The following is a 25,090-nucleotide window of genomic DNA, read 5'->3' on the forward strand; positions in this document are numbered from 1 at the left end:
AAAAGTAGAAAAATGAAAAAATTAAAATTGACTCTTGCACTATTTGTTGCATTAGTAGCCAATATAAACAACAGTTTTGCTCAAAAAACAGAATCAAAAAATAAAACAAAAAACATGACAGAAACACAGTATGCAGTAATCGATAATCAAAAGATTGCTTATCGAAAAATTGGAAAAGGAACACCAATTATTTTAGTTAATCGTTTTCGTGGAACATTGGACACATGGGATCCACTTTTTCTTGAACTATTAGCAAAAAACAATACCGTTATAACATTTGATTATGCGGGTATTGGGTATTCAACAGGCGAATTACCTCTTCACATTAACGAGCTGTCAGCGGAAGTAACCAAGCTGGCTGACTATCTGAAAATTGATAAGTTCAACGTAATGGGTTGGTCTTACGGTGGATGGATAGCGCAGTATGTAACATTTTTAAATCCCAATAGGATATTAAAGACTGTTCTAATCGGTACTAATCCAATGGGGAAAAATGATGTGCCTTTTGAACCAATATTTTTAGAAAAAGCTTTGAAACCTGCAAATGATTTTGAAGACTATGTAGCTATTTTCTTTGAACCAAAATCAGAAAAAAGTAGAGCAGCAGCGAAAGCTTCAATGGACAGAATATTTGCACATGCTGACGTATCGAAAATTCCTGCTACACAAGATTTATTTCAACGTTACTTTGCAGCAAATAAAGCCATAGGAGAAGACAAAGAAAATTATAGAGCAGCATACGCTACTTTAAAAACGCCAGTTTTGGTAATCTCAGGTGACCATGATGTTTCTTTTGCTACAGAAAATTGGTTCCCGTTGTTAAAGAAAGCGGCTTCGATTCAGCATATAATATTTCCTGAATCGGGTCATGCTCCTCAATTTCAATATCCGGAGCTATCTACAAGCTATATAAACACTTTTCTTGCAAACTAATTAACTAAATAAATCAGGCAGTAATTTACAATACGAAAATTGCTGCCTGTTATTAAAACTAAAGAACAACATGAAATTAACAGGTAAAACAATAGTAATCACTGGTTCAAACCGTGGAATTGGAAAAGAATTGCTGTTAGCAGCATTAAAAGAAAATCCAGAAAAGATATATGCTACAGCAAGAGATACTAGCAAAATAGAAACAAATGATCCTCGAGTTCATAAAATTAATCTGGACTTGAACGACCCCGAATCAATTAAGAAAATGTCAACTTTTCAGAATATTGATGTTCTAATAAACAATGCTGGTGCTCTGGCTTATGATAATATCTCATTTGATAAGGATTTAAATATGTCTACTAATTATTATGGAACACTTGCTTTAACCGATACTCTTATTCCTAACATGAATAATGGTGGTATAATAGCCAATGTTTGCTCCATATTAGCATTAACTCCTATGGCGTTTACAAAGAAATATTCTGCATCCAAAGCAGCACTACATTCCGCAACGCAATCCTACAGAATGCAACTCAAAAAAGAAAATATTCATGTTTTAGGAATATATCCTGCAACGATAGATACTGACATGGCAAAAGATTTTGGGGATATGCAAAAGGCTGATCCAATAACTACAGCTCAAAATATTTTAAAAGGGATTGAAGAGGGCATTGAATATATATTCCCTGATAATGGTTCCAATTATGTAGGGAATGAATTCATGAAAAATCCTGCTAGTTTAGAAAAAATGTTTGCACAATAACTTTAATAACAATTTTAATAACTGGCGCATCATCCTGATTTGTGATCAAATCGGAAATAGAAAAATAGTTTTTTTAATTTAAAATATACAGTTCGCTATTTTGTTATGACAGGAGCATATATAATAGATTTTCAAAGGACTCCATATGGTAAATATGGAGGTGCATTAAGTAATTATCGACCAGATGATCTTGCGGCACTCGTAATTAAATCATTAGTAAAAAGGAATAAACTAATTGATTTGTCCGAAATTGATGATATTATTCTAGGTTGTGCGAATCAAGCAGGAGAAGATAACCGAAACATTGCCCGTTTCGCAGGACTTTTAGCTGAGCTTCCAGTTGATATTCCAGGAGTAACTGTAAATCGCTTATGTGCTTCAGGCATGCAATCAGTTATGGATGCAACTGCAAGAATACAAGCTGGTCTTGACCATATAATAATTGCAGGTGGCGTAGAAAGTATGAGCAGAGCACCTTATGTAATGTTAAAAGCCTCAAAAGGTTTTGACCGTAATTTAGAAATGGTTGACACTACATTGGGATGGCGTTTTGTTAACCCTGCCTTTGAGTCAATTTACAAAACATATTCTATGGGTGAAACTGCTGAAAACATTGCAGAGCAATGGCTTTGGAGCCGTGAAGCCCAAGATGATTTTGCGCTTGCTTCACATAAAAAATACCTTCATGCATATGAAAATGGGATTTTTGAAAAAGAAATTATTCCGTTGACTACAACCTCAAACACTATTCTAAATATAGATGAAGCTGTTAGGAAGGATACAACCATAGAAAAACTATCATCTTTAAAGACCATATTTAAGTCAAACGGTACCGTTACAGCAGGTAATGCTTCAGGCCTTAATGATGGCGCCGCTGCAATGATTATTGTTTCTGAGGATGTAGTAAATAAATACAAACTTAAACCAATTGCAAAAATACTATCAACCGCAGTAGCTGGTGTGCATCCCGATTTTATGGGAACGGGGCCTATACCTGCAACAAAAAAACTTTTAGAGAAAACAAGGCTTCAGATTAAGGATATTGATCTTTTTGAAATAAACGAAGCCTATGCTGTTCAGGTTATACACTGTATTCGCGAACTAAAGATTGATGCAGGAATAACAAATGTGAATGGAGGTGCCATAGCAATTGGTCATCCACTAGGCAGTTCCGGCACTAGAATAACCGGTCACCTTGCATTAGAATTAAATAGAAGTAATAAAAAATATGGCATAGCAACAATGTGTGTTGGTGTAGGCCAAGGTACAGCAGTATTAATCGAAAATGTAAATTACAAATCATGAAAGAAGTATTTATTGTACCTCTAGTGCGGATTGACTATGCTACGTGGTAAAAAAGGGCGAAGTAATGGCAAGAGAAGAACATACTATTGGTTCAACTGAACTTGAACCGCGTCTGAAAAAGATTAGGAACTTTTCAGTGATAACAAAGAGAAAAGCGGATATGGACATCAAGGAGGGCCATATTCAATTTTTGCGCAAAATTAATGCAGTCGATAATGTTCTCAAAGTAGGCGAGGTTGCTCCTGTATTTAGCCTTGTAAATCAGAGCGGCGAAATGATTTCGTCCGCTGAATTTTTAAAAAATGGCCCTTTGGTGATCAGTTTCCAGAGAGGAAGCTGGTGCCCCTATTGCGTCGAAGAAGTCGACATTCTAAATAACATCTATCCTCAAATAACAGCAGCGCGTTCTGATTTATTGGTGATTTCTCCGCAAAATCAACTGGGACATCCTCGTGTAAAATTCAACATGCTTTTAGATCAAGACAATGCATTAGGTAAGAAATTCGGGTTGGTTTACGAATTACCGCAATATTTGCAGAAGCTGTATAGCCTAAAATTTGGAAATGATATTGCAAAAATGAATGGCACAAACGTCTGGGAACTTCCCATGCCTGCCCGTTTCATTATTGGTCAGGATGGCATTATATTGAGCGCTCAGGTAGACCCAGACTACCGCTTTCGCCCGGAGCCACTGGAAACAGTCAATTTCTTGAAAAGCATAAAGGAGTGATTTGGTTAGGGAAATTATATTGATACGGTCTCGAGCCGTTCTTCAGGCAATTGGTGAAATTTCGCTTTTGCAAAAAACTCAAATACAGATACCTTTATGTTATAAAGGTTTTTGTTATGTCTGATAATTTTAATCCATTTAAGGCGCTTCACAAAAAGCAAATGGAAATGAGGTCTGGGGTGCTTAACTACGCCCTAATAATGGAACATTTCACTTCAATGTTCTTGAAGGAGTTATTTGGAGTTACCAAGCCAACTGAAGAGACATTTTGCTTTGGTAATAAAGGAACTTCTCTGTCCTTCGATACTAAAATTTATCTGTTGATGGATATTGGTGCTATGGACAAAAGCTCAAAAAGTAAGTTTCTCGCATTTATGGCAATAAGAAATCAGTTTATGCACAACTTTGATGCAAAATCATATGAGGAGTGTTTCAACTTTCTAGACGGGACGGAAGCGTTCTTGCTCAAAACTTATAAAATCGCTAAGACAGAAAGTAAGGAAGAGTATCTGAAGTTAGCGGTGGAAGCATTGTGCAAAGATGTCAATCAGTTGACCTCTGATGTTATTGAGCATATCAAAGAAAAAAGAAAACGAAATGCTGAACTGAAATTTAAAAGCGAGATGCTTACACATACAGAAACGGCGCTACACTCTTTAACTGATGAATTTATTGAAGATTTTAAGAGTGTTAAAAATAAGAGGTACACAGGCAAAGAAGTATCGAGTATAATAAGTTCTCTGGTTTCAAAGATCGGAACACATGTTATTTTAGGGCGATATAATGAGTTTTTAAAAACTAAAAGCCCGGAAGAAATAAAAGAAATCAATAGAAAATTTAATCGTAGAGACTGAATCTATCTCTTTTATTTATAAAATGTCTATATTTACAATAGGTTTTGACGGAACCTTGCCACTCATCTAAGCGAAGCTGTATCAGCACCGTCTTCTAATTAATAGTATAATCATCGAAACAAGCTTTTCGTTTCGAAGAACGGTAGATGAGTGACTTTTTTCCAACGAAAACTGTTTAACGATGGCTATAAAAATTAATGAGAACACCGGCATTTTTATTAAGCGTCAAGCGAAAAAAATTGCTTCTCAACAACTCATCCCGCATCACGAAGCTCTAGATAAATCAGCAGTTGCTGCGGGGTTTAAAAATTGGAAACATTTTATAAATGTTAGTAAAAATCTTTCAAAAAACATTGAAGTCCAGAATGATGCACCAACAACCGTAAGTTCCTCGGTAAAAGTGACGGCCAAAGTTCGAGGAAGGCGTTTGAATCCTCACAGAAATCTATTAGTTGCATCAATCAATAGGCTTCTCGATGACAATCTAATAAGCTTGACGAATGTGGAAGTAGCGCCTGCACATTCTGAGAAGAACGACGGGCATATTGTATGCGAATTATTTGGATATCCATCAGTTATACTATGGGAGGACATTGGTTGGGAGGAGCTAAGAGTTTCAGTCTGGTGGAATTATAATCACTCGCTTCATCCTCAAGCAAATCTAACTGGAAATCGTAGAGAGAATTTTCGAACTTCGGAGCCGCTTGCTAAGAACCATACCTATAAAAAATTTGTCGGAGTCGTTGCAAGCTGTTGGTTAGAAAGAAAGACCGGGAAGTACATTATGGGCAAGGACCGGGATAAAATTTTTAACATATACACAAGGTCAGCAGATAGATTGGCGCTTGAAAAATTACCCATCCAAGTACCAAAGGGGTATGCCGCTGAAGGAAAATTTATTTTTTAATTAATTCACTTAAAACACAGTTTGGAGAAAAAGGGGCGTTTTGCCCCTTTTTCTGGCTTATACTAGTCTGCTCCCGTCAACTTGAAATAGTCGAATGAATCGGCCAATTTCCGCATGTCTTCTAACAATTCGTTCGAACAGATCTTCTTAAATAAACTTATTCAAACCGGCCTTTTAAACAAAACAAATAGGACTTTAAAACAAACTCGCTCGGACTTTCGTCCTATACCTTTGTCATAACAAATCACCGGAGATTTAAATAAAGCAAAAAACGTAAAAAATAATAATTAATAATTAGAAAACAATTAAAATGGAAACGAACAACAACAAAAATGCAGAAGCAAATATTGCTATCGTGCGTCAGTACTTTACAGAATTGGATTCTACAAAAAAAGTGCCTGAACATTTATTAACCTCAGATTTTGTCTTTAACGTATCAGGATTTCCTCCGATGGATGTAGCAGCTGATCAACAATTCACAAAACTATTTTTCGACTCAATGCCGGATCTTAAACACCCATATGATGAGATATTCGCTAGCGGGGATTTAATTTGCTATCGCGGGAGATATAACGGTACTCATACCGGAGCTCCGTTTATGGGTGTGCCAGCAACTGGTAGCATTGTTGATGCCACTGGTATTGGTGTAGTGCGTGTTGTTGGCGGTAAGATTGCTGAGCTTTGGATCTCGCCTGATAGAATGACAATTATGCAGCAGCTTGGGGTTCTCCCTAAATAATGGTTAGCGAATGGGGAAGAAAGCTAGCGCTTCCCCGATCCTAAAAATTAGCAGGACGAGGTTTTTTAAATACAAATAAGAAAAGATAAAAAATATGAAAACAAATAATTATCAAGGCGCGTTACAGAAACCGATAAACTCAGGATTCAACGCGAAATCTGCTGCAAGCGATGTGATCAAGGGCATTGATCTAACTGGAAAACTTGCTATCGTTACGGGTGGTAACGTTGGTATAGGATTAGAAACTACTAAAAATTTAACGGCTACAGGAGCTAAAGTAATTGTCCTGGCCCGTGATACAGAAAAAGCCAATAAAAATTTAGAGGGACTAGCAAATGTTGATATCGAAAGATTTGATTTGTCGGATACAACATCTATAGATGCCTTCGCGGAAAAATTTCTTGCTTCAGAAAAACCACTTCATTTACTGATAAATAATGCCGGTATAATGTGGGTGCCCTTACGCAAAGATAACCGTGGTATTGAATCTCAATTGGCAACAAACCATTTAGGGCATTTTCAATTAACGGCACGCTTGTGGCCAGCCTTAAAAAAAGCAAATGGAGCTCGTGTAATAAATCTGTCTTCCTTCGGGCATCATTATTCATCCTTTAATTTTGATGATCCTAACTTTGAGAAACGCGAATATGAAACGCTGTTGGGGTATGGTCAATCTAAAACAGCAACGAATCTGTTCTCAATGGAATTGGATAACCTTGCAAAAAATCACAATGTACGGGCGTTTTCGGTTCACCCTGGCTCTGTAGGTGGTACAGAGTTAGCAAGGGAAGCATCATTCGAGTTGTTTCAACAATTGGGAATTCTTGATGAGAAAGGCAATATTCGTCCCGAAGTGGCAGCTACGCTTAAAACAGTTCCCGAAGGCGCGGCCACAACGGTTTGGTGTGCTACAAGTCCATTACTTAATGAATTAGGTGGAGTTTACTGCGAAGACGTAAACATTGCAGAGTTGGATATTGAAAATAAGTTTGTAGGACATGGCGTGTTACCTTACTCACTGGACGAGAATAACGCTAAAAAGTTGTGGAAACTCAGCGAAACAATGACAGGAGTAGAATTTCAAGTTATTTAGTACTTTTATTAAACGACATACAATGGACTTTCAAACAAAATATATAACCCCAGAGATCAAGTTATCATGCTATAAAGAGCGGCTTCATACAACTGATGTAACGTTCGAGAAGCATGGTTTGATTTGGTTTATTTCTGGCGAAACAAAAATAATCACAGCAGAAGGATCCTATCTGTTCTACCCTGGTGATATTTTTTTGATACCAAGAAATCAGATTGCAACCGTGATTTTAAATCCAAAAGATGGCGAGGCGCATAAATCAGTTGCAATGCATCTTACAACTGAAAGACTAAAGGAGTTTTACAGTAAACTAGACGTCAAGCCAAAAACTACAACAAGCAAAAAAATACTAAGATTCAACAATCACCCTTTGCTGCAAAGCTGTTTAGATTCTTTAATTCCTTACTTTGAAATGGAAGGAATATTCCCTGAAGAAATCGCTTCGCTAAAAATCACTGAAGCAATAAGCATTCTTCGGGTTATTGATCCTAGCATTGATAGCCTGTTGGCAAACTTTGAAGTACCTGGAAAGATTGATCTGACTTCTTACATGGAGAAGAACTATATGTTCAATATGCCATTGGAAAAATTTGCATACTTAACAGGTCGTAGCTTAACAACGTTTAAACGTGATTTTGGTAAAGCATTTAATGTTACACCTCAAAAATGGTTAACAGAAAAACGATTGGAGTTAGCATACTACCAATTTTCGGAAAAGAAAAAGAAGCCAATTGAGGTATATTTTGAAGTTGGTTTTGAAAACCTATCTCATTTTTCTCATGCGTTTAAAAAGCAATATGGTTACTCACCTTCTGTATTGATCGAACAAGCCGGTCGGTAATAGTTATTGCTGCAGTGGGCTGATGGTCACAAACCATCACCGCAGTAGCATCTATAAAAGATTCAAATTCATTATTTAAAATCATTGAAATGCTAAGTGTATTAATTATACAACTAATTAGGAAACTCATGTTTAGAAAGAAAATACCAACAGTAAAAAGCTATACTTCAAATCCGGCTTTAAAGACTGTGATGCAGGATTGGTTGGGTACGCCGTTAGACCAGGACGGATTATTTATTAATGCTGAATTTCCAACTATTATTAGCTTCAATGCGATATTTAAATTTTTGATCCAAAGAAATCCTCAACGCTCAATTAAAAAACATGACACATGGCGCATTCCGGTAATAAAAAATGACGTTTGGTTGAATGATTCTGATGACAAAATTGTTTGGTTGGGTCACGCTAGTTTTTTTATTCAATTAGGAGGCTCACGAATTATTGTTGATCCCATTTTCGGTAATCTTGTAGTGGGTAAACGTCATTCAGAGCTTCCGGTTGATCCGAGGAAATTAGTAAACATTGATTACATCCTCATATCTCACGCCCATTACGATCATTGTGATAAAAAAAGTTTGAAGTTATTAGCAGAAAAGAATCCACAAGCTAAAATACTTTGTGGATTGAACCTAAACAAACTAATACGCAAGTGGATTGGCAATTCAATACAAACTGCAGGTTGGTACCAACAGTATGTAACGCAACCCGATTTGCTTATCACATTTGTCCCATCACGACATTGGGCAAACAGAAATATATTTGATGCAAATACAACACTTTGGGGAGGCTTCGTAATTCAATACCATGGCAAGTGTATCTATTTTGGTGGTGATTCAGGACATGGTTCGCACTTCAAAGAAATCGGTAAAAACTTTCCCAACATCAGTGTAGCATTGATTGGCGCAGGGGCTTATGCTCCTAACTGGTTTATGGGTCAGCATCATCAGGACCCTTACAAGGCATTGGAAGCCTTCCATGCAACTGGAGCAAAAACCTTTATCCCTTTTCATTACGGCACGTTTGACTCTGCCGATGAGCCAATGGGGGAACCGGAACAAATTTTAAATAAGCTCAACGAAGAAGGAAAGATCAGGAACAATTTAAAAATCTTGAAACTTGGAGAAATATTTCAGTTCTAATAGTTAACAATCTAAAAATAAATACGATGTATGTAACTAAAAATTTACCATTTAGAACAATGATGCAAACGGGGGTAGTACATCTTGTTTGGATAATGGCATGGACAGGCTTGGTTCTCTTCCTGTTCAGTTATCTAAATCTAAAGTGGATAAATGTTCCTTGGACTGCGGTTGCAGTAATAGGTACTGCCGTTTCCTTTTATATCGGTTTCAAAAACAATCAGGCTTATGATCGCTTATGGGAAGCCAGGAAAATATGGGGCGCAGTTACAAACACAAGTCGTATGTGGGGGAGCAATTTGCGAGGATTCATTACGCCGCAGTTTACAGATAAATCAGTTTCGGACGAGCACATCAACGGGATTGTTAAGAGAATGATTTATCGTCACATTGCATACTTATATACATTAAGAAAACAGCTATTGATACCAGCACCTTGGGAACATGTAAGCCTTAACTCAAGAGTAGCGAGCGTTAATCGTAACAGAATGCAAAAGTTCGGAGCAGGAATGTTTGAAGACGAACATCTTCATTATTTAGAAAAACACTTGGAAAAAGAGGAGCATCAAAAATTACCCGAAGTAGCAAATATGGCAACACATTTAATTGATTTACAATCACAACAACTAATGCAACTTCGCAACGAACACCTTATTGATGATTTCAGGCACATGGAGTTACAGAAATTATTAAACGATATGTACACATCTCAAGGTCAAGCAGAAAGAATAAAGAAGTTCCCATTGCCAAGACAATATGGAAATGGCAGCAAGATCTTCGTTGGTATTTTCATTTTCCTTCTACCTTTTGGGTTAATTACCGAGTTCACAAATTCGGGAGTATTTGGCTCATGGTTCTTTGTACCTATAGTTTCAGTAATTGCATGGATATTTTTAATGATGGAATTAGTAGGTGATTATTCCGAAAATCCATTTGAAGGATTAGGCAATGATGTACCAATGCTCTCCATTTGCAGGAACATTGAAATTGACTTGAAACAGATGATACAGGATTCCGATATACCGGAACCTATAAAGTCAAAAAATGGAGTTTTAATGTAATCCATTACATTCTAAATTTAACCAAAACGATAGATGGCCTGGCAAAAAAGCTATGGATACTAAAAGCACAAAATATAAATTAACCAAACGCATCCTTAAATACTCAGATATATATACCCAGCAATATTTATCCGAATGTTCAGTTGAAGAACTGTTACAGATACAAGAAAGGTGTTTAATAAAACTGCTATTGAGATCTGCCTTTCGCAATCGTGATAAAAACCATAGCGTTTAGCAAATATTACATTTTGGCTTTTAATTTTCAATTAAACTTTCTGTTTTTCTATAACTTCTTTAAAATAATCTTTGGTTGGACAATAGAATTCCGAAGCTGGCATCGTTTCATACTTTTCATTCCAAACGATTATCGAATTTAAAATTGGAAGTAGTTCAATACCTTTTTCAGTTAATGAGTACTCAACTCGTGGAGGTATTTCACTAAATGCTTCTCTTATAACTATGCCATCATCTTCCAATTCCTTCAACTGTTCAGTTAAAACTTTTCTGGTAATCAATGGAATTAGCGCATCTAATTGACCAAATCTTACTTTACGTTTTTGTAATATATAAACTATGATAGGTTTCCACTTAGTACCTATAATAGACATTGATCGCGTCAGCGAACATTTTGAAAAGCTAAATCTTTCGTCTTTCATGTCAGTCTGGTTTTAATAGTTACTTTTCGGTAACTACTTAATATTCATATTGGTATCTTCTGGAAACAAATGTAGGTAACTTTGTGATACAATTCAATTATCAAATCATAAAACAAAAAAACGTAGAAAATGGACAAAAAATTAGCAAACAAGGTAGTAATTGTAACAGGTGCATCTAAAGGAATTGGTGCCGGAATCGCAAAACAAATGGGTGCTGCAGGTGCTAAGGTGGTGGTAAATTACTCGACAAGCAAAGCTGATGCTGATAAAGTGGTTAGCGAGATCACAAAAAAGGGCGGAACTGCAATCGCTATTCAGGGTGATGTCTCGAAGTCAAAAGATGTAAAGCGACTTTTTGAAGAAACAAAAAAGGAATTTGGAAATTTAAATGTGTTGGTAAATAACGCCGGAGTTTTTGCCGGAGTCTCTTTGGAGAATTTCACTGAAGAAGCGTATCGCAAAATGTTTGATGTAAATGTTTTGGGAACACTTTTAACGTCACACGAAGCACTTAAACTATTTGATGAAAAAGGCGGCAGCATTATTAACATTAGCTCTATTGTAAGTACAGAACCGGAACCTACCTTATCTGTGTATGGCGCCTCTAAAGCAGCAATGAGTTTATTAACTTATGCACTTTCAAAAGAGCTTGGACCTAAAAATATCCGCGTGAATTCACTCCGTCCAAGCATGATTTTAACTGAAGGTCTTGCAAGTCTTGGAGTAACTCCAGATAATCCCTACGTGGAGGTTATGACAAATAGAACGCCATTAGGAAGATTAGCTACTGCTGAAGATATTGGTAATATGGCAGTATTCCTTTCAACTGAAGAAGCTGGCATGGTTACAGGGCAGGAAATTGAGGTAACAGGCGGATTTAAATAATCAATTTAATGATTAGAAGGCCAGAAAAAGGAGCATTTCGTCTCTTTTCTGGCTTTTACTAGTCTGCTCCCGTCAACTTGAAATAGTCATATAAATCGGCTAGTTTCCGCATGTCTTCTAGCAATTCGTTCGAAATCAGTATGTCCGGGACCTCAAAAAATGAACAAAAACCACCTTTTCAGGTGGTTTTTTTGTTTTTCACAAGCGCTCGCCAAGCTCGCTTGAGCGAGTGTGAATTGAAAAACAAAAATACAAGCTCTGCTTGTATTTGTTCATTATGACTTTAGGCATGCCCTAAGGATCATAGAATAATCCGCTCGGGACCTCACACAAAATCAAACCCTTTGAAGTCACTGATCTTCAAAGGGTTTTTTGTTCGAAATCTACCAATTAGAATTCCGACTTGATATAAGTATCTGTAAATCAAGAAGTCATCTGTTCGAAAGGATACGTAGTTACACTTGTTAACCTGCCCTCATTCAGAATTTATTCTAAATTCAATAACTAACTTCACACTGTGAAAATCTTGGTTGTAGAAGACGAAAAAGAACTGGCCTCAAACATCGAAGCTTACCTTCATGGACAAGGTTATCGATGCGAATTCGCCGAAACTTTTAGCCAAGCGGTGGATAAGATCTCCGCTTTTCAGTATGATTGTATTTTACTTGACATAATGCTTCCCGGTGGAAGCGGATTAAAAGTACTGGAAGAAATTAAAAAGCAAAATAAACAGGACGGTGTGATTATCATTTCAGCGAAAGATTCTTTGGATGATAAGATTAAAGGTTTAGAAATAGGTGCTGATGATTATATCGCGAAGCCATTTCATCTTTCGGAGTTATCCGCCCGTATTCATTCTCTACTCAGGCGCAAACAATTTGGCAGTTCAAATATTTTAACTCTAAATGAACTTCAAATAAATCTGCTTGCAAAAACACTTACTGTAAATAACAATCCTGTAAGTCTCACTAAAAAAGAGTTTGATTTATTGTTATTATTTATCGGTAATAAGAACAGAATCATCTCTAAAAATGCATTGGCAGAGCATCTATCAGGCGACATGGCGGATATGCTGGACAATCACGATTTCGTGTATGCACATATTAAAAATATGAAACGTAAGCTAACGGATGCCGGTTATGGAAATTATTTAAAAACAGTTTACGGAACGGGATACAAATGGGAACAATGATCAAGCTGCTAAATAAGCCACTGAGAACATTTATAGTTTTTACCTGCGTAGTTCTTGCTTGTAGTATTCCCGCCTATTTCTACCTTATAGAATCCATTTGGTTAGATGAACTGGACGATCACAATCTGCATTTGAAGGAACAAATTCAAACACGGTTTAATGAACCAAATACAGCGGAACTAAATAAAAAAATTGAGCTGTGGAACCAAATCCAGGTTAGTTCTCAAATCACACCTGCATCAGATTTTCACAAAGACAGCGTTTACATTTCCGAAAGGGAAACGGGTGATAACGGTGTAATGGAGCTAGAGCGCTTCAGGGGTTTATTTTCGACAGTCTCGTTAAATGGAAAACCTTACAATGTCGCCATCGAAACAAACGTTGAGGAAGTGCATGAAACGGTATTCGCTATTTCGATGATTACATGCTTGTTTATCCTATTACTGATCTTAGGATTTATTTTGTTGAATAGGAGACTTTCAAAGAGGATTTGGATGCCTTTCACAAATACACTGGAGAAACTTAAGCAGTTCGACCTGAACAGCGCCGGTGTTATTAATTTTGTGAATACGGATATTCAGGAATTCGCGGAGCTGAATGAAACACTTGTAAAATTAATCGATAATAATGTGCGGGTCCATACACAACAAAAAGAATTTACTCAAAATGCATCACATGAATTACAAACGCCATTGGCTCTTCTTAAGACGAAGATTGATCTGCTCATACAAGATGCATCATTAACCACACAACAACGAAAGGTCATCGAATCGCTTGACAATTCAATCTCCAGAGTGACCCGGATCAATAAGAATCTACTGCTATTAGTGGGCATTGAAAACAAACTCTATGAATCAGAGTCGGTTGATCTGAGTGAACTCGTAAAATCTCTTGCCACAAATTTTACCGATTTTGCTGAAGACAAAGGGTCTGGCATTTCAATGAATGTGAAGGATGGCATAAACATACAAGCCAATGAAAGTCTTGTGGAAATCCTGATCTCAAACCTTCTATCAAATACAGTAAGGCATGGCGTGCCGAATTCGGGAATTGCCGTCACTTTAAACGAGCAGGTACTAATTGTTTCGAATGAAGGCAAAGGCTCTCTAAATGAGAATAATCTCTTTAAACGGTTTATTTCCGCTACCGCAAATAATCCAGGTACTGGTCTCGGCTTGGCGATCGTAAAAGAGATATCTGAAAAATACGGTTGGCGCGTTACATACACGTTCACGGGAAATCAACACGTTTTTTCCGTGTTTTTCTAAATTCCAAATTTCTTCAGAATCACTACCCAACCTTGTGGTGTAATTTTAAAACAATACATTATGAAAAAATCAATATTAATTACTGCCGGGCTGATGATCAGTTTAGCAGCATGCGCTCAGAAGGTTAAGGAAAGCGAAGTTCCAGCCGTTGTAAAAGATGCATTTAAAAAATCCTACAAAGATGCAAAGGAAGTGAAGTGGGAAAAAGAAGGTGCAAACTTTGAAGCTGAGTTTGAGATCGGTGAAACAGATCAATCGGTTGCATTTGATGCAACAGGACATTTAGTTGAAACCGAAGTAGAGATTAAAGTTGAAGAGCTACCTTCAGGCGCGAAGGATTACTTTGCTAAAAACTACAAGGACACAAAAATTAAGGAAGCAACTAAGATAACCGACGCAAAAGGAACTGTTACCTACGAAGCTGAAATCAAAGGCAAAGATTTGATCTTCGACAGCACCGGAAAATTCATTAAAGAAGAAGTAGATACGTACGAGGATAAAGACTAATGAACCGGATAAAAATAGTATTAATCTTTTTTCTTTTAGGTAGTTCCTCTTTTTTTGCACAGGAAAGTTTGATCACCATATCAGGCTTGCTAAGGGAAAAAGGGGCAAACGCTCCTTTGCCTTATGCCAGCATCGTAATAAAAACTGAGAAAGACTCTGTATTTGTTACGGGCACAATAAGCAACGATGAAGGCAGGTTCAGTATTCCGGGAATTAAACCGGGAAATTATATTCTTACCACTTCGCTGATTGGTTATACAACAAAAATTCAACCTCTATACGTTGGGAGTCTATCCCCATATTTAGACCTCGGTAGTATTGAAATAGCAGAAAGCGCCTCTACGCTTCAGGAAGTGGAGGTAGCGGCCAAGCAGGATGAAGTAAGTGGAAAAATGGATAAGAAAACCTTTTCTGTTGAGGACAACGTAAGTCAAAGTGGTGGCTCTGTGCTGCAGGTCATGCAAAACTTGCCCGGTATTACTGTACAAGATGGAAAGGTCCAACTGAGGGGAAATGAGAAGATCACCATACTTGTCGATGGAAAGCAAACGGCGCTCACAGGTTTTGGATCGCAGTACGGTTTGGACAATATTCCTGCTTCTGCAATTGAGAGGATAGAGATTATCAATAACCCTTCATCAAAATATGATGCAAACGGAAATGCCGGGATCATTAACATCATCATGAAAAAGAATCAGCAGGAAGGATTTAATGGGAAGGTTGGACTCGCTGGTGGCTTGGGCGCGCTTTGGATTAAGAAAAATAATCTTCCAACTATACGTCCGCAATATCAGGCCACACCAAAAATTAATCCGTCACTTTCTATTAACTACCGTAAGCAAAAGATCAATGCTTTTTTACAGTCTGATTATCTCTATACAGAGACGCTCAATAAAAACGAATTTGTTACCCGCAACTACAGCGATGGAACCGTTATTCGCCAGCAAACCAAGAGAAACAGGAACACTCAGTTTACTAACGCAAAGGCAGGCTTCGATTGGAATATGAGTGAGCGCGATCAGCTTACCGTTTCCGGTTTGTTTGGTAGCGAAAAAATTATTGATCACGGTGATGAGCCTTTTTTTAATTCCAACCTGGATACCCGCTTACGTTTATGGCAGTTTCTGGAGGATGAGTTGAAGACGACGGTAATGGCTTCTGCTGCTTACCAGCACAAATTTAAGGAAGCAGGACGCCTGTTCAATCTCGGGTTTAATTATACTTTTCACCGCGAGAATGAGAAGTATTTTTTTGATAACATTCTACCGAGCTATACAGGACACGATGCGTTCAAACTACTCTCTGACGAACAGGTGTTTGATCTGAATGCAGATTATATTAGACCTTTAAAATACGGTCGCATGGAAACCGGCCTCAAAATCAGGAAGCGGGATATACCAACCAATATGCAGTTTTTTCCCGGAATTAACTCACCACTGGATATCAATGCCGGAGGCGCAGCAACTTATAAGGAAATTATCCCTGCGATCTATGGAACTTATGTGTATGAAAGCAAAAAGGTGGAAGCGGAAGTTGGGTTGCGATTAGAATATGTGGATTTGGAGTATCAGGTTAATCCTAACCATAACACTTACAAAAGCGATGGTTATGCTTATACCCAGCCATTCCCTACGCTTCGATTCGGATACAAATTTAATGACCGCAACAAACTCTCCTTGTTTTATAATCGTCGCGTAGATCGTCCTAATGAAGTCGATATCCGTATTTTTCCAAAATATGACGATGCGGAAATTATCAAGGTCGGCAATCCCGGACTGAAACCTCAATTCACCAATTCATTTGAGATGGGCTATAAGAAAAGCTGGCAAAAGGGCTACTTGTATATGGCCGCTTACCACCGCATGGCGGATGCAACGATCACCAGAATCTCAACCACGATTGCGGGTAGCACTTTGATCTACGCTGTTTTCCAAAACGTGAACAAAAGTTACAACACGGGTCTTGAAATAGTGTTCACGCAGGAGATCGCAAAGTGGTATTCCTTTAATTTAAATCTAAATGGTTATCATAACCGGATAGATGCTTTCACCGTAAATAATCCGTACCCTGTGGCTCATACATTCAGCGCGTCGGCACAAGAGATCTACTCCGGCAACGCGAAATTCAATAACACGTTCCACTTTAAAAAAGATATTGATGCGCAAATAACAGCAATCTATCTTGCACCTGATCTTATTCCACAAGGGAAAATAGGCCAAAGGTTTTCATTGGACTTAGGAGTAAAGAAGAAGATACAGAAAGCAAAAGGGGAGATATTTCTGAACGCAACGGATTTGCTTAATACCATGAATATCCGAAGGGACATTGTAGGTGACGGGTTTAATTATACTTCGATAGACTATTACGAGACGCAAGTGGTTAGAGTCGGATACACCTACAAGTTTTGATTTAGACAGACCAGTCCAAATAAAAATCTGCATAAAAGGGCAATTTGCCCCTTTATGCATTTGTGGTAGTCACGCCGCATGAACCTTTTTAAAGGCCACACGTTTGAAATTTTCGGCCTTTAACGGGGCGTTATCCTTCCGCACCTGTCAATTTAAAATAGTCGTATAAATCGGCTAGTTTTCGCATGTCTTCTAACAATTCGTTCGAGGTCATTATGTGGGAGGGACCTCGTAAACACACTTAGTTACTGTTTTGGAAACGAGATCGAAGAGGGGAAACACGAGGTGGAACAATGCCTGCGCCGGCCAAATAACCTTATAGAAATTTTGAGAATGGCAGGTCTTACAGGAGCAGCTGCAATTAGGTTTAAATTGTGAAATATGATACATTTGTTCGACTATATGAAAAAGACGGGCATAGTATTACTCTCATTATTCTACTTTTTGGTAGCGTGTGGGTTTGCTGTTAATTTTCATTTTTGCGCGGGTAAACTAAAGAGCATTTCATTGTTTCAAAGCAAGGAAGACGGTTGCTGCGGTAACAAAAAGAAGAGTAAAGGCTGTTGTAAAGAAAAAACCGTTGTTTATAAAATAAAAGATAGTCATAAAGCTGTTTCTAATCCAATTGTTCCAAATGAAATTGTTAAAGATTTCCATTCATGGTATACCAGTTTAGATTTTACAGTTAACAGACCCTCACTCGAATTACATGCTTTGCCTGATTGCAATGCTCCGCCTTTTGCCTATCCCGAACCTGTCTATCTTCTAAACAGGAATCTTAGAATTTGATTTTAGTAATCTCTCACTAAACCTGCAACAGATGAGTGGCGGAGTTTTCTTGTTATTATTTATTATCACATTTTAAAATTAAAAAATGAAAAATTACTTTATTTTACTAGTATCCGCTGTATGCATTTCAAGCGCAGCAATAGCACAAATTCCAAACGCCGGTTTTGAAACCTGGACTAATATGGGAACATATGAAAACCCGAATGGCTGGAGTACGCTAAACACTAAAACCACAACACAAAGTATTTACACTGCGACTAAAGGAACTCCGGGAAGTCCAGGCAACTCGTATCTTAAGTTAACCTCTAAAACGATAGGTTTATCAGTAGTTCCGGGAATTGCTGTGAGTGGCAAATTGGATTCTATGTCAATGCAACCCATTTCAGGAGTTCCTTACACCCAAAGACCAGCTTCTTTTACTGGAAAATGGCAGCATATGATTTATGGCAGCAGTCAGGGTTCTCTTATGGTTTTACTTACCAGGTGGAACGCAACTACAAGCATGAGAGATACTATTGCTCATGGGTTACGAGGTTTATCGGGTATGGCCATGAGCTGGGCTAATTTTTCTTTTGCTCTTAATTACATGGATTCGTTAAACTACCCTGACAGTTGTATCATTGTTTTGAGAGCTAGCGGTTCTAATCCAGCAAATAACGATTATTTGTGGACAGATAACCTGGCATTTACGGGAACTGTGGCAGTGGTTCAGCCTACCGTAAATACAACCGGGCTAAATGAAAACACAAAGAAAAATCTTGCATTAACTTTATATCCTAATCCTGCGCAAGATCACGTTACCGTGAATTACTCTATAAATTCAGCACAGGAAGTGTCCGTTCAGATTATAGATGTAAGCGGGAAAGTTGTGAAGGATATGCATGCCCCAAACGCTATAGGACTAAACGTGTTGACAATTGAGACAACAAAGCTGGCAAAAGGAGTTTATACTCTGAAATTGAAAACAGATACTACTGTTACAAGTACAAATCTTGTTATTCAGTAGTCAGGTCTATAACGCTTATATTTTTTATCGATGAAAATATTTCTTTTTAATATTTTCTGTGTTATCGCATTCTTTAGCGATGCACAGAATCCATTATTCATTCCAGATACTCTGGCGGGGCCGAATTATTCTTTAACCATGCACACAGATAGCGTGCAGTTTTTCCCCGGGAAGAAATCTTATACCTATGCATACAATCTCAACAAGTATTTAGGTCCGACTTTGATTTTCAGGAAGGGGACGGCAGTGAATATTACCGTAAATAATCAGCTTAACGACACCACAACTGTGCATTGGCATGGCATTCACCTTCCATCCAAATGGGATGGGGGTCCACATTCGCCGATACTGCCTAACGCGACATGGAACCCGCAATTTACGATAATGGACAATGCGGCTACTTATTGGTACCATCCGCATATGCATATGAAAACGGCTGTTCAGGCTATAAAAGGGGCTACCGGACTAATAATAGTGCGGGACAATGTGGAAGCAGCATTAACCTTGCCGCGCAGATATGGTATTGATGATTTTCCTTTAATTGTTCAAAGTCAGCAATATGATTCTTTAAATCAATCTATGCCACGGGGGATGGAGGATAGCACTCTTTTAGTGAATGGCACGATGACTCCTTTTTTAAATGCGCCTGCGCAGGTTGTTAGAATGAGAATTCTAAACGCTTCAGGCGAAAGGACCTTTAATTTCGGGTTTTCAGATAATAAACAATTTTATCAGATCGCATCCGACGGTGGATTATTAAATCTTCCTAACGTTACAACACGAATCAGATTGTCTCCGGGTGAGCGTGCTGAAATATTAGTAAACTTAAGCGGAATGAATACGCAAACCCTTAACTTAATGTGTTATGGTTCTGAATTGCCGATAGGAGTTCAAGGAGGACCAACAATGCCAATGCCTCCGGGAAGCCCTCCGATGAGTAGCCCGTTGAATGGCGTGGACTATAGCATTATGAAAATAAATGTCGTGGCTCCAACACTAAATCCCATTACAACCGTACCTTCTATTCTTACTGCCAACACGGTTTATCTTCAAAGTCAATCTAATGCATCACGAAAAATAAGATTTACAGCAGATAGCGCGATGGTTATGGATGGGCCATTTTATTTTAATGACAGTACTTTTAACATGATGCGTATAGATTATACAATTCCTTTAAACAGCACTGAGATTTGGACACTGGTAAATAAAACAATGGTGGCGCACCCTTTCCATATTCATGATGTTCAATTTCAAATACTCAATAGAAACGGAATTTCGCCGGGCCCTGAAGAAAAAGGTAGAAAAGATGTGGTATTAGTCTTGCCTGATGATTCAATCAGCTTCATTGCGAAATTTGAAGACTATGCTGACGATCAAATTCCCTTTATGTATCATTGCCATATTCTTATGCATGAGGATGATGGTATGATGGGCCAATTTGTAGTAGGAACATCGGCAGTTGGAATTCGCTCATATACGAAAAACATAAATGAATTATTAATCTATCCTAACCCTGCATCAGATAAACTAAATGTTGTTATAAAGAACTTTAACAACCACAGTAATGCCTCTTTGAAAATATATAATATGCTAGGCAACATCGTCTATTCACAGAATAGAGTAGAGGGTAACCTAACTCAAATTTCTACCACGGGCTTCGCTATGGGTGTTTACACAATAGAATTTAAATGCAACACTCAAGTCTTAACACAAAAACTAATTATCGAATGAAAACAATTTTTAAACTTAATTGTGTGCTAATCTCCTTCTTAACCCTATATGCTTGTGGTGAGAAAGGATTTAATCCCAATGTTACGGAAAACTCTAAAGTAACCTTTCAGGTAAATGGTAACTGCGAAATGTGTAAAGAGACAATTGAGAACTCCTTAAAAGTAGAAGGTGTAAAAGATGCTTTCTGGGATGAGGACTCTAAAATTATAACAGTATCCTATGATACCACAAAAATCAGTCTCGATCAGATGGAGAAAAATGTAGCAAGGGTTGGGTATGATAACGAAAAGTATAAGGGGGATGACAAAGCTTACACGGATTTGCCTGAGTGCTGTCAGTACACAAGAAAATAAGAACCTTGATGTGATAACCAGGTATTCAAATACCCTCTGGCAAATTTCTTCAGAATGGCGACCTGGACTATGTGAACGTGCAAGGACATGAGCTTCAGAGTTGGTCTAACTATAAATTATTAAGTTTCTCAACAACTTGAAAAGTTGGACATTATAAAAGGCCGTCTTACTTTTGAGACGGCCTCTTTTTTATTTTGGATGAATTACTACTTGGGTGAGGGCTTTTCTTTCTATAAACCCAGCTTTTGGCTATTCATTCAAAAACGCTTCAAACTGGGCCCAGACACCTTTTATCTCCGGCTTGTTTGGATCCCCTTCAAACACTATTTTCGCGGCCTCCGTATATTTTAGCTTCACTGTTCCTTCGGCCAATAAATCGCCATTCTCCCCATCTCTGTGCGCGTAAAAACGAACGGTTACCTGATACACCTGGTCTATTTTAAATTTGTCTTTAAAGTTGTACAGCAGCTGGATTGCTGCATAATCTTGAACATAGGCCCTGGCGTAAGCGTTGTATTCGCGAATGGAGCGTGTTGTAGACTGGCGGTATTCAAAATCTTTTGTCTCAAGAATTTTTACCATGTTACTCCAGGCTGCAGATTTTTTGCGAAGCTCTTCACGGTTTACTTTTTGCCCGTTCATTTCAAATTCTATATTTATTTGTTGTCCCGGATATTTCACTTTTGGTGGCGTTTCGAAAAAGCCCATGAACATCATGTTTCCAGCCATGTCTAATTCTGTTTTAAAATCACCGCCGTTCACCGCGATTTTATCCGGGTATCCTTGTTTCTGGAGATGATACCATTGCGCTGCGAACACGACCTTCTTTACATTTTTTGCATAGACCTCATTTTTCATCCATTCTGCTTTTTCCTTCTCAAGTTTTTCTGTGTTTAAGGAAGCAATGATAAGATCCACTTTCGCTTTCGCTGTTTCCAGGTCGTAAGTAGCCAGCTTCGCCTGGTCTTTAGCATAGACATCTTTCACTATTCTTTTTGCTTCCAGCGGCGCCGGGCCACCATTAGAACTGTACTCTGTTTGTGCGGTCTGAGCGAAAACGCCGGGCTCAAGCTCGATCACTTCAATATAACCACCCGCGCTGCCTGTTGTCCATATGTAAAACAGTTTAACTTTATTTTTACTGTAATAACTTTCTTTTAAGGATAGCTTGAGTTGCGGCTCAGTGCTTTTCTTTTTCTCAAAATAGTGAAGTTCATTTACAATTTTTCCATCTGCTTCTTTTACGTATCTAAATCCATAAGATTTTTTATCAAGTGTGCAGAAGTATTGTCCCGTAACTCCCATTTCATCGGTTTCTGTATTAAAGGATTCAAAATTCCCTTTGCCTCCACCGCCACCACTACCGCCGCTGCTGGCTGTCAGTTTTTCTTTTAATTTTCCGATCTGCGCGTTGGTATCGTAACCTACCAGGCAAAGAATTGTTATCGCTAAAATAATTTGTAAATGTTTCATGTTGTTTTTATTTATGGTTATTTATTTACTGAGTATTCCATTTTTTCCCGAGCTTCCGTTATTGCCATTTAAGAAAGACTGCGTTTTCGCTTTTCCTCCAACCCCTCCTTTACCACCCTGGCTGCTGACACTTACTTTTAAGGTGCTAACACCATTGCCTGTGAGACTGATCGCGCCACCATTCCCTCCATTGCCACCGTTGCCGCCATTGCCACTTCCTTCACTACCATTTCCCCCTGATCCTCCGCTAGTGTTTATATTTACAGTATTGTTCACGTGAATTTTAACTTCGGATAAAGTTCTACCGGAGTATGCCTCCGTGACCACCAGCTTGTTTATCTGCTCTCCGTTAATTTGCATTGAAGTCACTACGATATTTATACTTTTGCCATCCGATCCGTTTGTGCCGTTAACATTATATCCCGCTGTATAACCTCTTCCACCTGGGCCTCCAGCTCCCTGGTAATTGTAGTAAATGTCTTTTTTGTAGTTAAGCGGGCAGCTGTATTTTCCTTTGATCTTTTTTTCGTCATACTTTGACCACACCGAGATTTCAATTTTATCATTCTGAATTTTGCGCGAATCGTCCGCAACTTTAAAATCTCCTCCTTCAAAATCGCCGCCATTCACTTCACTTTCAAAGTCGGTATAGGGTGTAAATCCGCCAAGGTTTTTTGTCTTAAGTACTTTCCCGTTGTCCAACTCAAATTCCACTCCAATACCCAGTAGTGTTAAGAGACCAAGGTCATCGGGCTTGCTTACAGGTATAACCCTTATTGCCTTTATTTTTTTTCCTTTCAGAGTGTTTTCTTCAGCTATTTTTTCAGCAGCGGCGTTGTTATTCTCTATTCTCTTGCTGCGTGCCGTAGCTTGAAGTTCTTTGATGCTGTTCCGGTAAGTATCCAAAGTGTTTTTTTCATCAGCGTAACTCCCCACTTTTGATTCAGAGAATATGTATCTGATCGTGGCACCCGTTTTAATGCTCCAGGTGTAGTAATAAATTTTTTTGTCGATGGCTGTAACAACGGTTTCCAGGGCAGGATTCATGTAGTAAGCCGGATACCCCGGCAAATCAACCTGGTATTTCTCTTCTATGATACCTGACCTGTTTACAATCACTTCCGCAAAGGATTCTCCCTCCTTTTTAAAACTAATGGGCCAGGGCTTGGATGCGGCTTCAAATTTAAATTTGCCTCCATTCTCTGTTACTTTATAAACAGGAAAATCTCCGGCGCTGAGTTTTGAAAGCTCAGTGTTCTGGTTCTCCTGTGCACTTCCCTGCAAAAATGAAAGACAGAGAAAAAGTGCACTGGCTATATAGGTTTTCATCAATCGCATCATCTGTTGAATCTTGACGCAAACATAGGGGTTCACTCGCGGGTAATTTAAAACAGTTCAGGAATGGCTGATTTAGTTTAGGAATGGACAAGTAGTTGCTATACTTTTATAAAACGCCTCGTCTTAACATTGCATGCTTTTGCGACCTTCGGCCGGTGTAAAGAATTTTGTTTGTTTAAAAATTTCACCGAACAGACGCATGAGAAATATAAACTACGAAGTGACAGCGGGTAATTTTTGGCTTGCAGAAAATGATTTTTATAGTTCTCCATTCAAAAAATTGAGCGCCTGTACAAAACTATGGTTCTAAATAAAAAAGTGATAGTCACCGGTGCTAGAGGAGAATTGCCGCTTCGAATTCCGCTTTTTTGTATTTGGAAAGTTTGGCAACAAGCCCATTGGTAAGATAAATGGAGAGTTCAGATTTAGAGTAATTTCGTATGTACTCTTTATTAATGATCCAGGATTTATGCACCCGGATAAATTTGGGCAGCCTTTCGAGCAAAGTTTCAAAGTGCTTGAGGTTTTTGCTTACTGTGTGTTTTCTTTCTTTGGTATAAATTGTACAATAGGATTCGAGGGCTTCAATGGCAATTATACTGTCAATTGTAATTATATTTTGCTGTCCCTTGTCATGCACTATAATATTTTTAATTTGTTTTGTCTGAAGTGTATCGCGCAAAAGATCCATTCTTTGTGATAGTCCATGAATGTCTTTTTGCTGTTTCACTCTTTTAACGGCAAGCTTTAAACGCTCAATGTCGATGGGCTTTAGCAGATAATCGATGGCAGCTATTTCAAACGCGCGCACTGCATACTGATCGTAAGCGGTTACAAAAACAATTTCAAACTCCACATTGTCAAAAAATTTAACAATCTCGTAGCCGGCATAATTTGGCATTTCAATGTCGAGGAAAACCAGGTCTGGCTTTTCTTTTTTTATGATTTCAACCGCTTGAATTATATTTTCGCATTTTGCAATCAAAGTTACATGCGGGCAAAAACGAGCGAGAAGATTTTGCAGGACATCTCTTGCACTTTCTTCATCATCCACCAAAATGGCCCTTATTGTGTTCATCGTTTGCAAATTAGCTTTTAAAAAGGTGTGGCTTTAATTGA

At 38.2% G+C, this 25,090-nt stretch carries 24 protein-coding genes; 20 read left to right on the top strand and 4 right to left on the bottom strand.

Annotated features, from left to right (window positions below; genetic code table 11):
• Positions 1–114 precede the first annotated feature (114 nt).
• From CNR22_13560 to CNR22_13610, 11 genes are all read left to right on the top strand, one after another.
• Positions 115–933 (top strand): alpha/beta hydrolase, encoded by an 819-nt coding sequence (locus tag CNR22_13560; protein ID PBQ34901.1) that lies wholly within the window; start codon positions 115–117, stop codon positions 931–933.
• 70 nt (positions 934–1,003) lie between these two features.
• Positions 1,004–1,696, top strand: a complete 693-nt coding sequence (locus CNR22_13565; GenBank protein PBQ32758.1) for a short-chain dehydrogenase — start codon at positions 1,004–1,006, stop codon at positions 1,694–1,696.
• 105 nt (positions 1,697–1,801) lie between these two features.
• Positions 1,802–3,001 (top strand): acetyl-CoA C-acyltransferase, encoded by a 1,200-nt coding sequence (locus CNR22_13570; protein PBQ32759.1) that lies wholly within the window; start codon positions 1,802–1,804, stop codon positions 2,999–3,001.
• 43 nt (positions 3,002–3,044) lie between these two features.
• Positions 3,045–3,731 carry an alkyl hydroperoxide reductase gene (locus CNR22_13575; GenBank protein PBQ32760.1) on the top strand — a complete coding sequence of 229 codons (687 nt, stop codon included), beginning with the start codon at positions 3,045–3,047 and terminating at the stop codon, positions 3,729–3,731.
• A gap of 116 nt (positions 3,732–3,847) precedes the next feature.
• Positions 3,848–4,585 (top strand): hypothetical protein, encoded by a 738-nt coding sequence (locus CNR22_13580; GenBank protein ID PBQ32761.1) that lies wholly within the window; start codon positions 3,848–3,850, stop codon positions 4,583–4,585.
• Positions 4,586–4,766: 181 nt separating this feature from the next.
• On the top strand, positions 4,767–5,492 hold the full coding sequence (locus CNR22_13585; GenBank protein PBQ32762.1) for a hypothetical protein: 726 nt from the start codon (positions 4,767–4,769) through the stop codon (positions 5,490–5,492).
• A 310-nt stretch (positions 5,493–5,802) separates the two neighbouring features.
• Entirely contained in the window at positions 5,803–6,231 is a 429-nt protein-coding gene (locus tag CNR22_13590; protein PBQ32763.1) for a hypothetical protein, read from the top strand.
• Between the two features lie 94 nt (positions 6,232–6,325).
• Entirely contained in the window at positions 6,326–7,324 is a 999-nt protein-coding gene (locus tag CNR22_13595; GenBank protein PBQ32764.1) for an oxidoreductase, read from the top strand.
• A gap of 22 nt (positions 7,325–7,346) precedes the next feature.
• The gene (locus CNR22_13600; GenBank protein PBQ32765.1) at positions 7,347–8,165 is read left to right on the top strand and encodes an AraC family transcriptional regulator; all 819 of its coding nucleotides are present in this window, start codon (positions 7,347–7,349) and stop codon (positions 8,163–8,165) included.
• A 128-nt stretch (positions 8,166–8,293) separates the two neighbouring features.
• Positions 8,294–9,304 carry a Zn-dependent hydrolase gene (locus tag CNR22_13605; GenBank protein PBQ34902.1) on the top strand — a complete coding sequence of 337 codons (1,011 nt, stop codon included), beginning with the start codon at positions 8,294–8,296 and terminating at the stop codon, positions 9,302–9,304.
• A 26-nt stretch (positions 9,305–9,330) separates the two neighbouring features.
• Entirely contained in the window at positions 9,331–10,365 is a 1,035-nt protein-coding gene (locus tag CNR22_13610; GenBank protein ID PBQ32766.1) for a hypothetical protein, read from the top strand.
• Between the two features lie 266 nt (positions 10,366–10,631).
• Here CNR22_13610 and CNR22_13615 read toward each other — a convergent pair whose 3' ends face one another.
• Positions 10,632–10,985, bottom strand: coding sequence for a transcriptional regulator, hxlr family protein (locus tag CNR22_13615; protein PBQ34903.1), 354 nt, complete (start codon positions 10,983–10,985; stop codon positions 10,632–10,634).
• Between the two features lie 165 nt (positions 10,986–11,150).
• Here CNR22_13615 and CNR22_13620 point away from each other — a divergent pair, with 165 nt between their 5' ends.
• The 9 genes from CNR22_13620 (at position 11,151) to CNR22_13660 (ending at position 21,160) form a co-directional block, all read left to right on the top strand.
• A complete protein-coding gene (locus CNR22_13620; protein ID PBQ32767.1) occupies positions 11,151–11,906 on the top strand; it encodes a hypothetical protein in 756 nt (251 codons plus the stop codon).
• 517 nt (positions 11,907–12,423) lie between these two features.
• Positions 12,424–13,098, top strand: a complete 675-nt coding sequence (locus CNR22_13625) for a DNA-binding response regulator (GenBank protein PBQ32768.1) — start codon at positions 12,424–12,426, stop codon at positions 13,096–13,098.
• A complete protein-coding gene (locus CNR22_13630) occupies positions 13,086–14,366 on the top strand; it encodes a histidine kinase (GenBank protein ID PBQ32769.1) in 1,281 nt (426 codons plus the stop codon). Before CNR22_13625 ends, CNR22_13630 begins: the two co-directional genes overlap by 13 nt.
• A gap of 60 nt (positions 14,367–14,426) precedes the next feature.
• A complete protein-coding gene (locus CNR22_13635) occupies positions 14,427–14,873 on the top strand; it encodes a hypothetical protein (protein ID PBQ32770.1) in 447 nt (148 codons plus the stop codon).
• Positions 14,873–17,281: a TonB-dependent receptor gene (locus CNR22_13640; GenBank protein ID PBQ32771.1), complete on the top strand. Its 2,409-nt coding sequence runs from the start codon at positions 14,873–14,875 to the stop codon at positions 17,279–17,281. Before CNR22_13635 ends, CNR22_13640 begins: the two co-directional genes overlap by 1 nt.
• A 402-nt stretch (positions 17,282–17,683) precedes the next feature.
• The gene (locus CNR22_13645; GenBank protein PBQ32772.1) at positions 17,684–18,070 is read left to right on the top strand and encodes a hypothetical protein; all 387 of its coding nucleotides are present in this window, start codon (positions 17,684–17,686) and stop codon (positions 18,068–18,070) included.
• An 85-nt stretch (positions 18,071–18,155) separates the two neighbouring features.
• Positions 18,156–19,076 carry a hypothetical protein gene (locus tag CNR22_13650; protein PBQ32773.1) on the top strand — a complete coding sequence of 307 codons (921 nt, stop codon included), beginning with the start codon at positions 18,156–18,158 and terminating at the stop codon, positions 19,074–19,076.
• 30 nt (positions 19,077–19,106) lie between these two features.
• Positions 19,107–20,807, top strand: a complete 1,701-nt coding sequence (locus CNR22_13655; protein ID PBQ32774.1) for a bilirubin oxidase — start codon at positions 19,107–19,109, stop codon at positions 20,805–20,807.
• Positions 20,804–21,160, top strand: a complete 357-nt coding sequence (locus tag CNR22_13660) for an ATPase (GenBank protein ID PBQ32775.1) — start codon at positions 20,804–20,806, stop codon at positions 21,158–21,160. Before CNR22_13655 ends, CNR22_13660 begins: the two co-directional genes overlap by 4 nt.
• A gap of 249 nt (positions 21,161–21,409) precedes the next feature.
• On the opposite strand, the gene CNR22_13665 is transcribed toward CNR22_13660, so the two are convergent.
• From CNR22_13665 to CNR22_13675, 3 genes are all read right to left on the bottom strand, one after another.
• Entirely contained in the window at positions 21,410–22,633 is a 1,224-nt protein-coding gene (locus tag CNR22_13665) for a hypothetical protein (protein PBQ32776.1), read from the bottom strand.
• A gap of 21 nt (positions 22,634–22,654) precedes the next feature.
• Positions 22,655–23,962: a hypothetical protein gene (locus CNR22_13670; GenBank protein PBQ32777.1), complete on the bottom strand. Its 1,308-nt coding sequence runs from the start codon at positions 23,960–23,962 to the stop codon at positions 22,655–22,657.
• A gap of 343 nt (positions 23,963–24,305) precedes the next feature.
• Entirely contained in the window at positions 24,306–25,049 is a 744-nt protein-coding gene (locus CNR22_13675) for a hypothetical protein (GenBank protein PBQ32778.1), read from the bottom strand.
• Between the last annotated feature and the right edge of the window lie 41 nt (positions 25,050–25,090).

This window comes from Sphingobacteriaceae bacterium (assembly GCA_002319075.1).
Lineage (GTDB): Bacteria > Bacteroidota > Bacteroidia > B-17B0 > Aurantibacillaceae > Aurantibacillus.

Coding starts and splice junctions, on each gene's coding strand:
- CNR22_13640 (PBQ32771.1), top strand. CDS start 14,873: ATGAACCGGATAAAAATAGTATTAATCTTTTTTCTTTTAGGTAGTTCC.
- CNR22_13560 (PBQ34901.1), top strand. CDS start 115: ATGACAGAAACACAGTATGCAGTAATCGATAATCAAAAGATTGCTTAT.
- CNR22_13630 (PBQ32769.1), top strand. CDS start 13,086: ATGGGAACAATGATCAAGCTGCTAAATAAGCCACTGAGAACATTTATA.
- CNR22_13675 (PBQ32778.1), bottom strand. CDS start 25,049: ATGAACACAATAAGGGCCATTTTGGTGGATGATGAAGAAAGTGCAAGA.
- CNR22_13590 (PBQ32763.1), top strand. CDS start 5,803: ATGGAAACGAACAACAACAAAAATGCAGAAGCAAATATTGCTATCGTG.
- CNR22_13580 (PBQ32761.1), top strand. CDS start 3,848: ATGTCTGATAATTTTAATCCATTTAAGGCGCTTCACAAAAAGCAAATG.
- CNR22_13635 (PBQ32770.1), top strand. CDS start 14,427: ATGAAAAAATCAATATTAATTACTGCCGGGCTGATGATCAGTTTAGCA.
- CNR22_13665 (PBQ32776.1), bottom strand. CDS start 22,633: ATGAAACATTTACAAATTATTTTAGCGATAACAATTCTTTGCCTGGTA.
- CNR22_13645 (PBQ32772.1), top strand. CDS start 17,684: ATGAAAAAGACGGGCATAGTATTACTCTCATTATTCTACTTTTTGGTA.
- CNR22_13595 (PBQ32764.1), top strand. CDS start 6,326: ATGAAAACAAATAATTATCAAGGCGCGTTACAGAAACCGATAAACTCA.
- CNR22_13565 (PBQ32758.1), top strand. CDS start 1,004: ATGAAATTAACAGGTAAAACAATAGTAATCACTGGTTCAAACCGTGGA.
- CNR22_13655 (PBQ32774.1), top strand. CDS start 19,107: ATGAAAATATTTCTTTTTAATATTTTCTGTGTTATCGCATTCTTTAGC.
- CNR22_13670 (PBQ32777.1), bottom strand. CDS start 23,962: ATGAAAACCTATATAGCCAGTGCACTTTTTCTCTGTCTTTCATTTTTG.
- CNR22_13585 (PBQ32762.1), top strand. CDS start 4,767: ATGGCTATAAAAATTAATGAGAACACCGGCATTTTTATTAAGCGTCAA.
- CNR22_13605 (PBQ34902.1), top strand. CDS start 8,294: ATGTTTAGAAAGAAAATACCAACAGTAAAAAGCTATACTTCAAATCCG.
- CNR22_13610 (PBQ32766.1), top strand. CDS start 9,331: ATGTATGTAACTAAAAATTTACCATTTAGAACAATGATGCAAACGGGG.
- CNR22_13660 (PBQ32775.1), top strand. CDS start 20,804: ATGAAAACAATTTTTAAACTTAATTGTGTGCTAATCTCCTTCTTAACC.
- CNR22_13570 (PBQ32759.1), top strand. CDS start 1,802: ATGACAGGAGCATATATAATAGATTTTCAAAGGACTCCATATGGTAAA.
- CNR22_13620 (PBQ32767.1), top strand. CDS start 11,151: ATGGACAAAAAATTAGCAAACAAGGTAGTAATTGTAACAGGTGCATCT.
- CNR22_13650 (PBQ32773.1), top strand. CDS start 18,156: ATGAAAAATTACTTTATTTTACTAGTATCCGCTGTATGCATTTCAAGC.
- CNR22_13600 (PBQ32765.1), top strand. CDS start 7,347: ATGGACTTTCAAACAAAATATATAACCCCAGAGATCAAGTTATCATGC.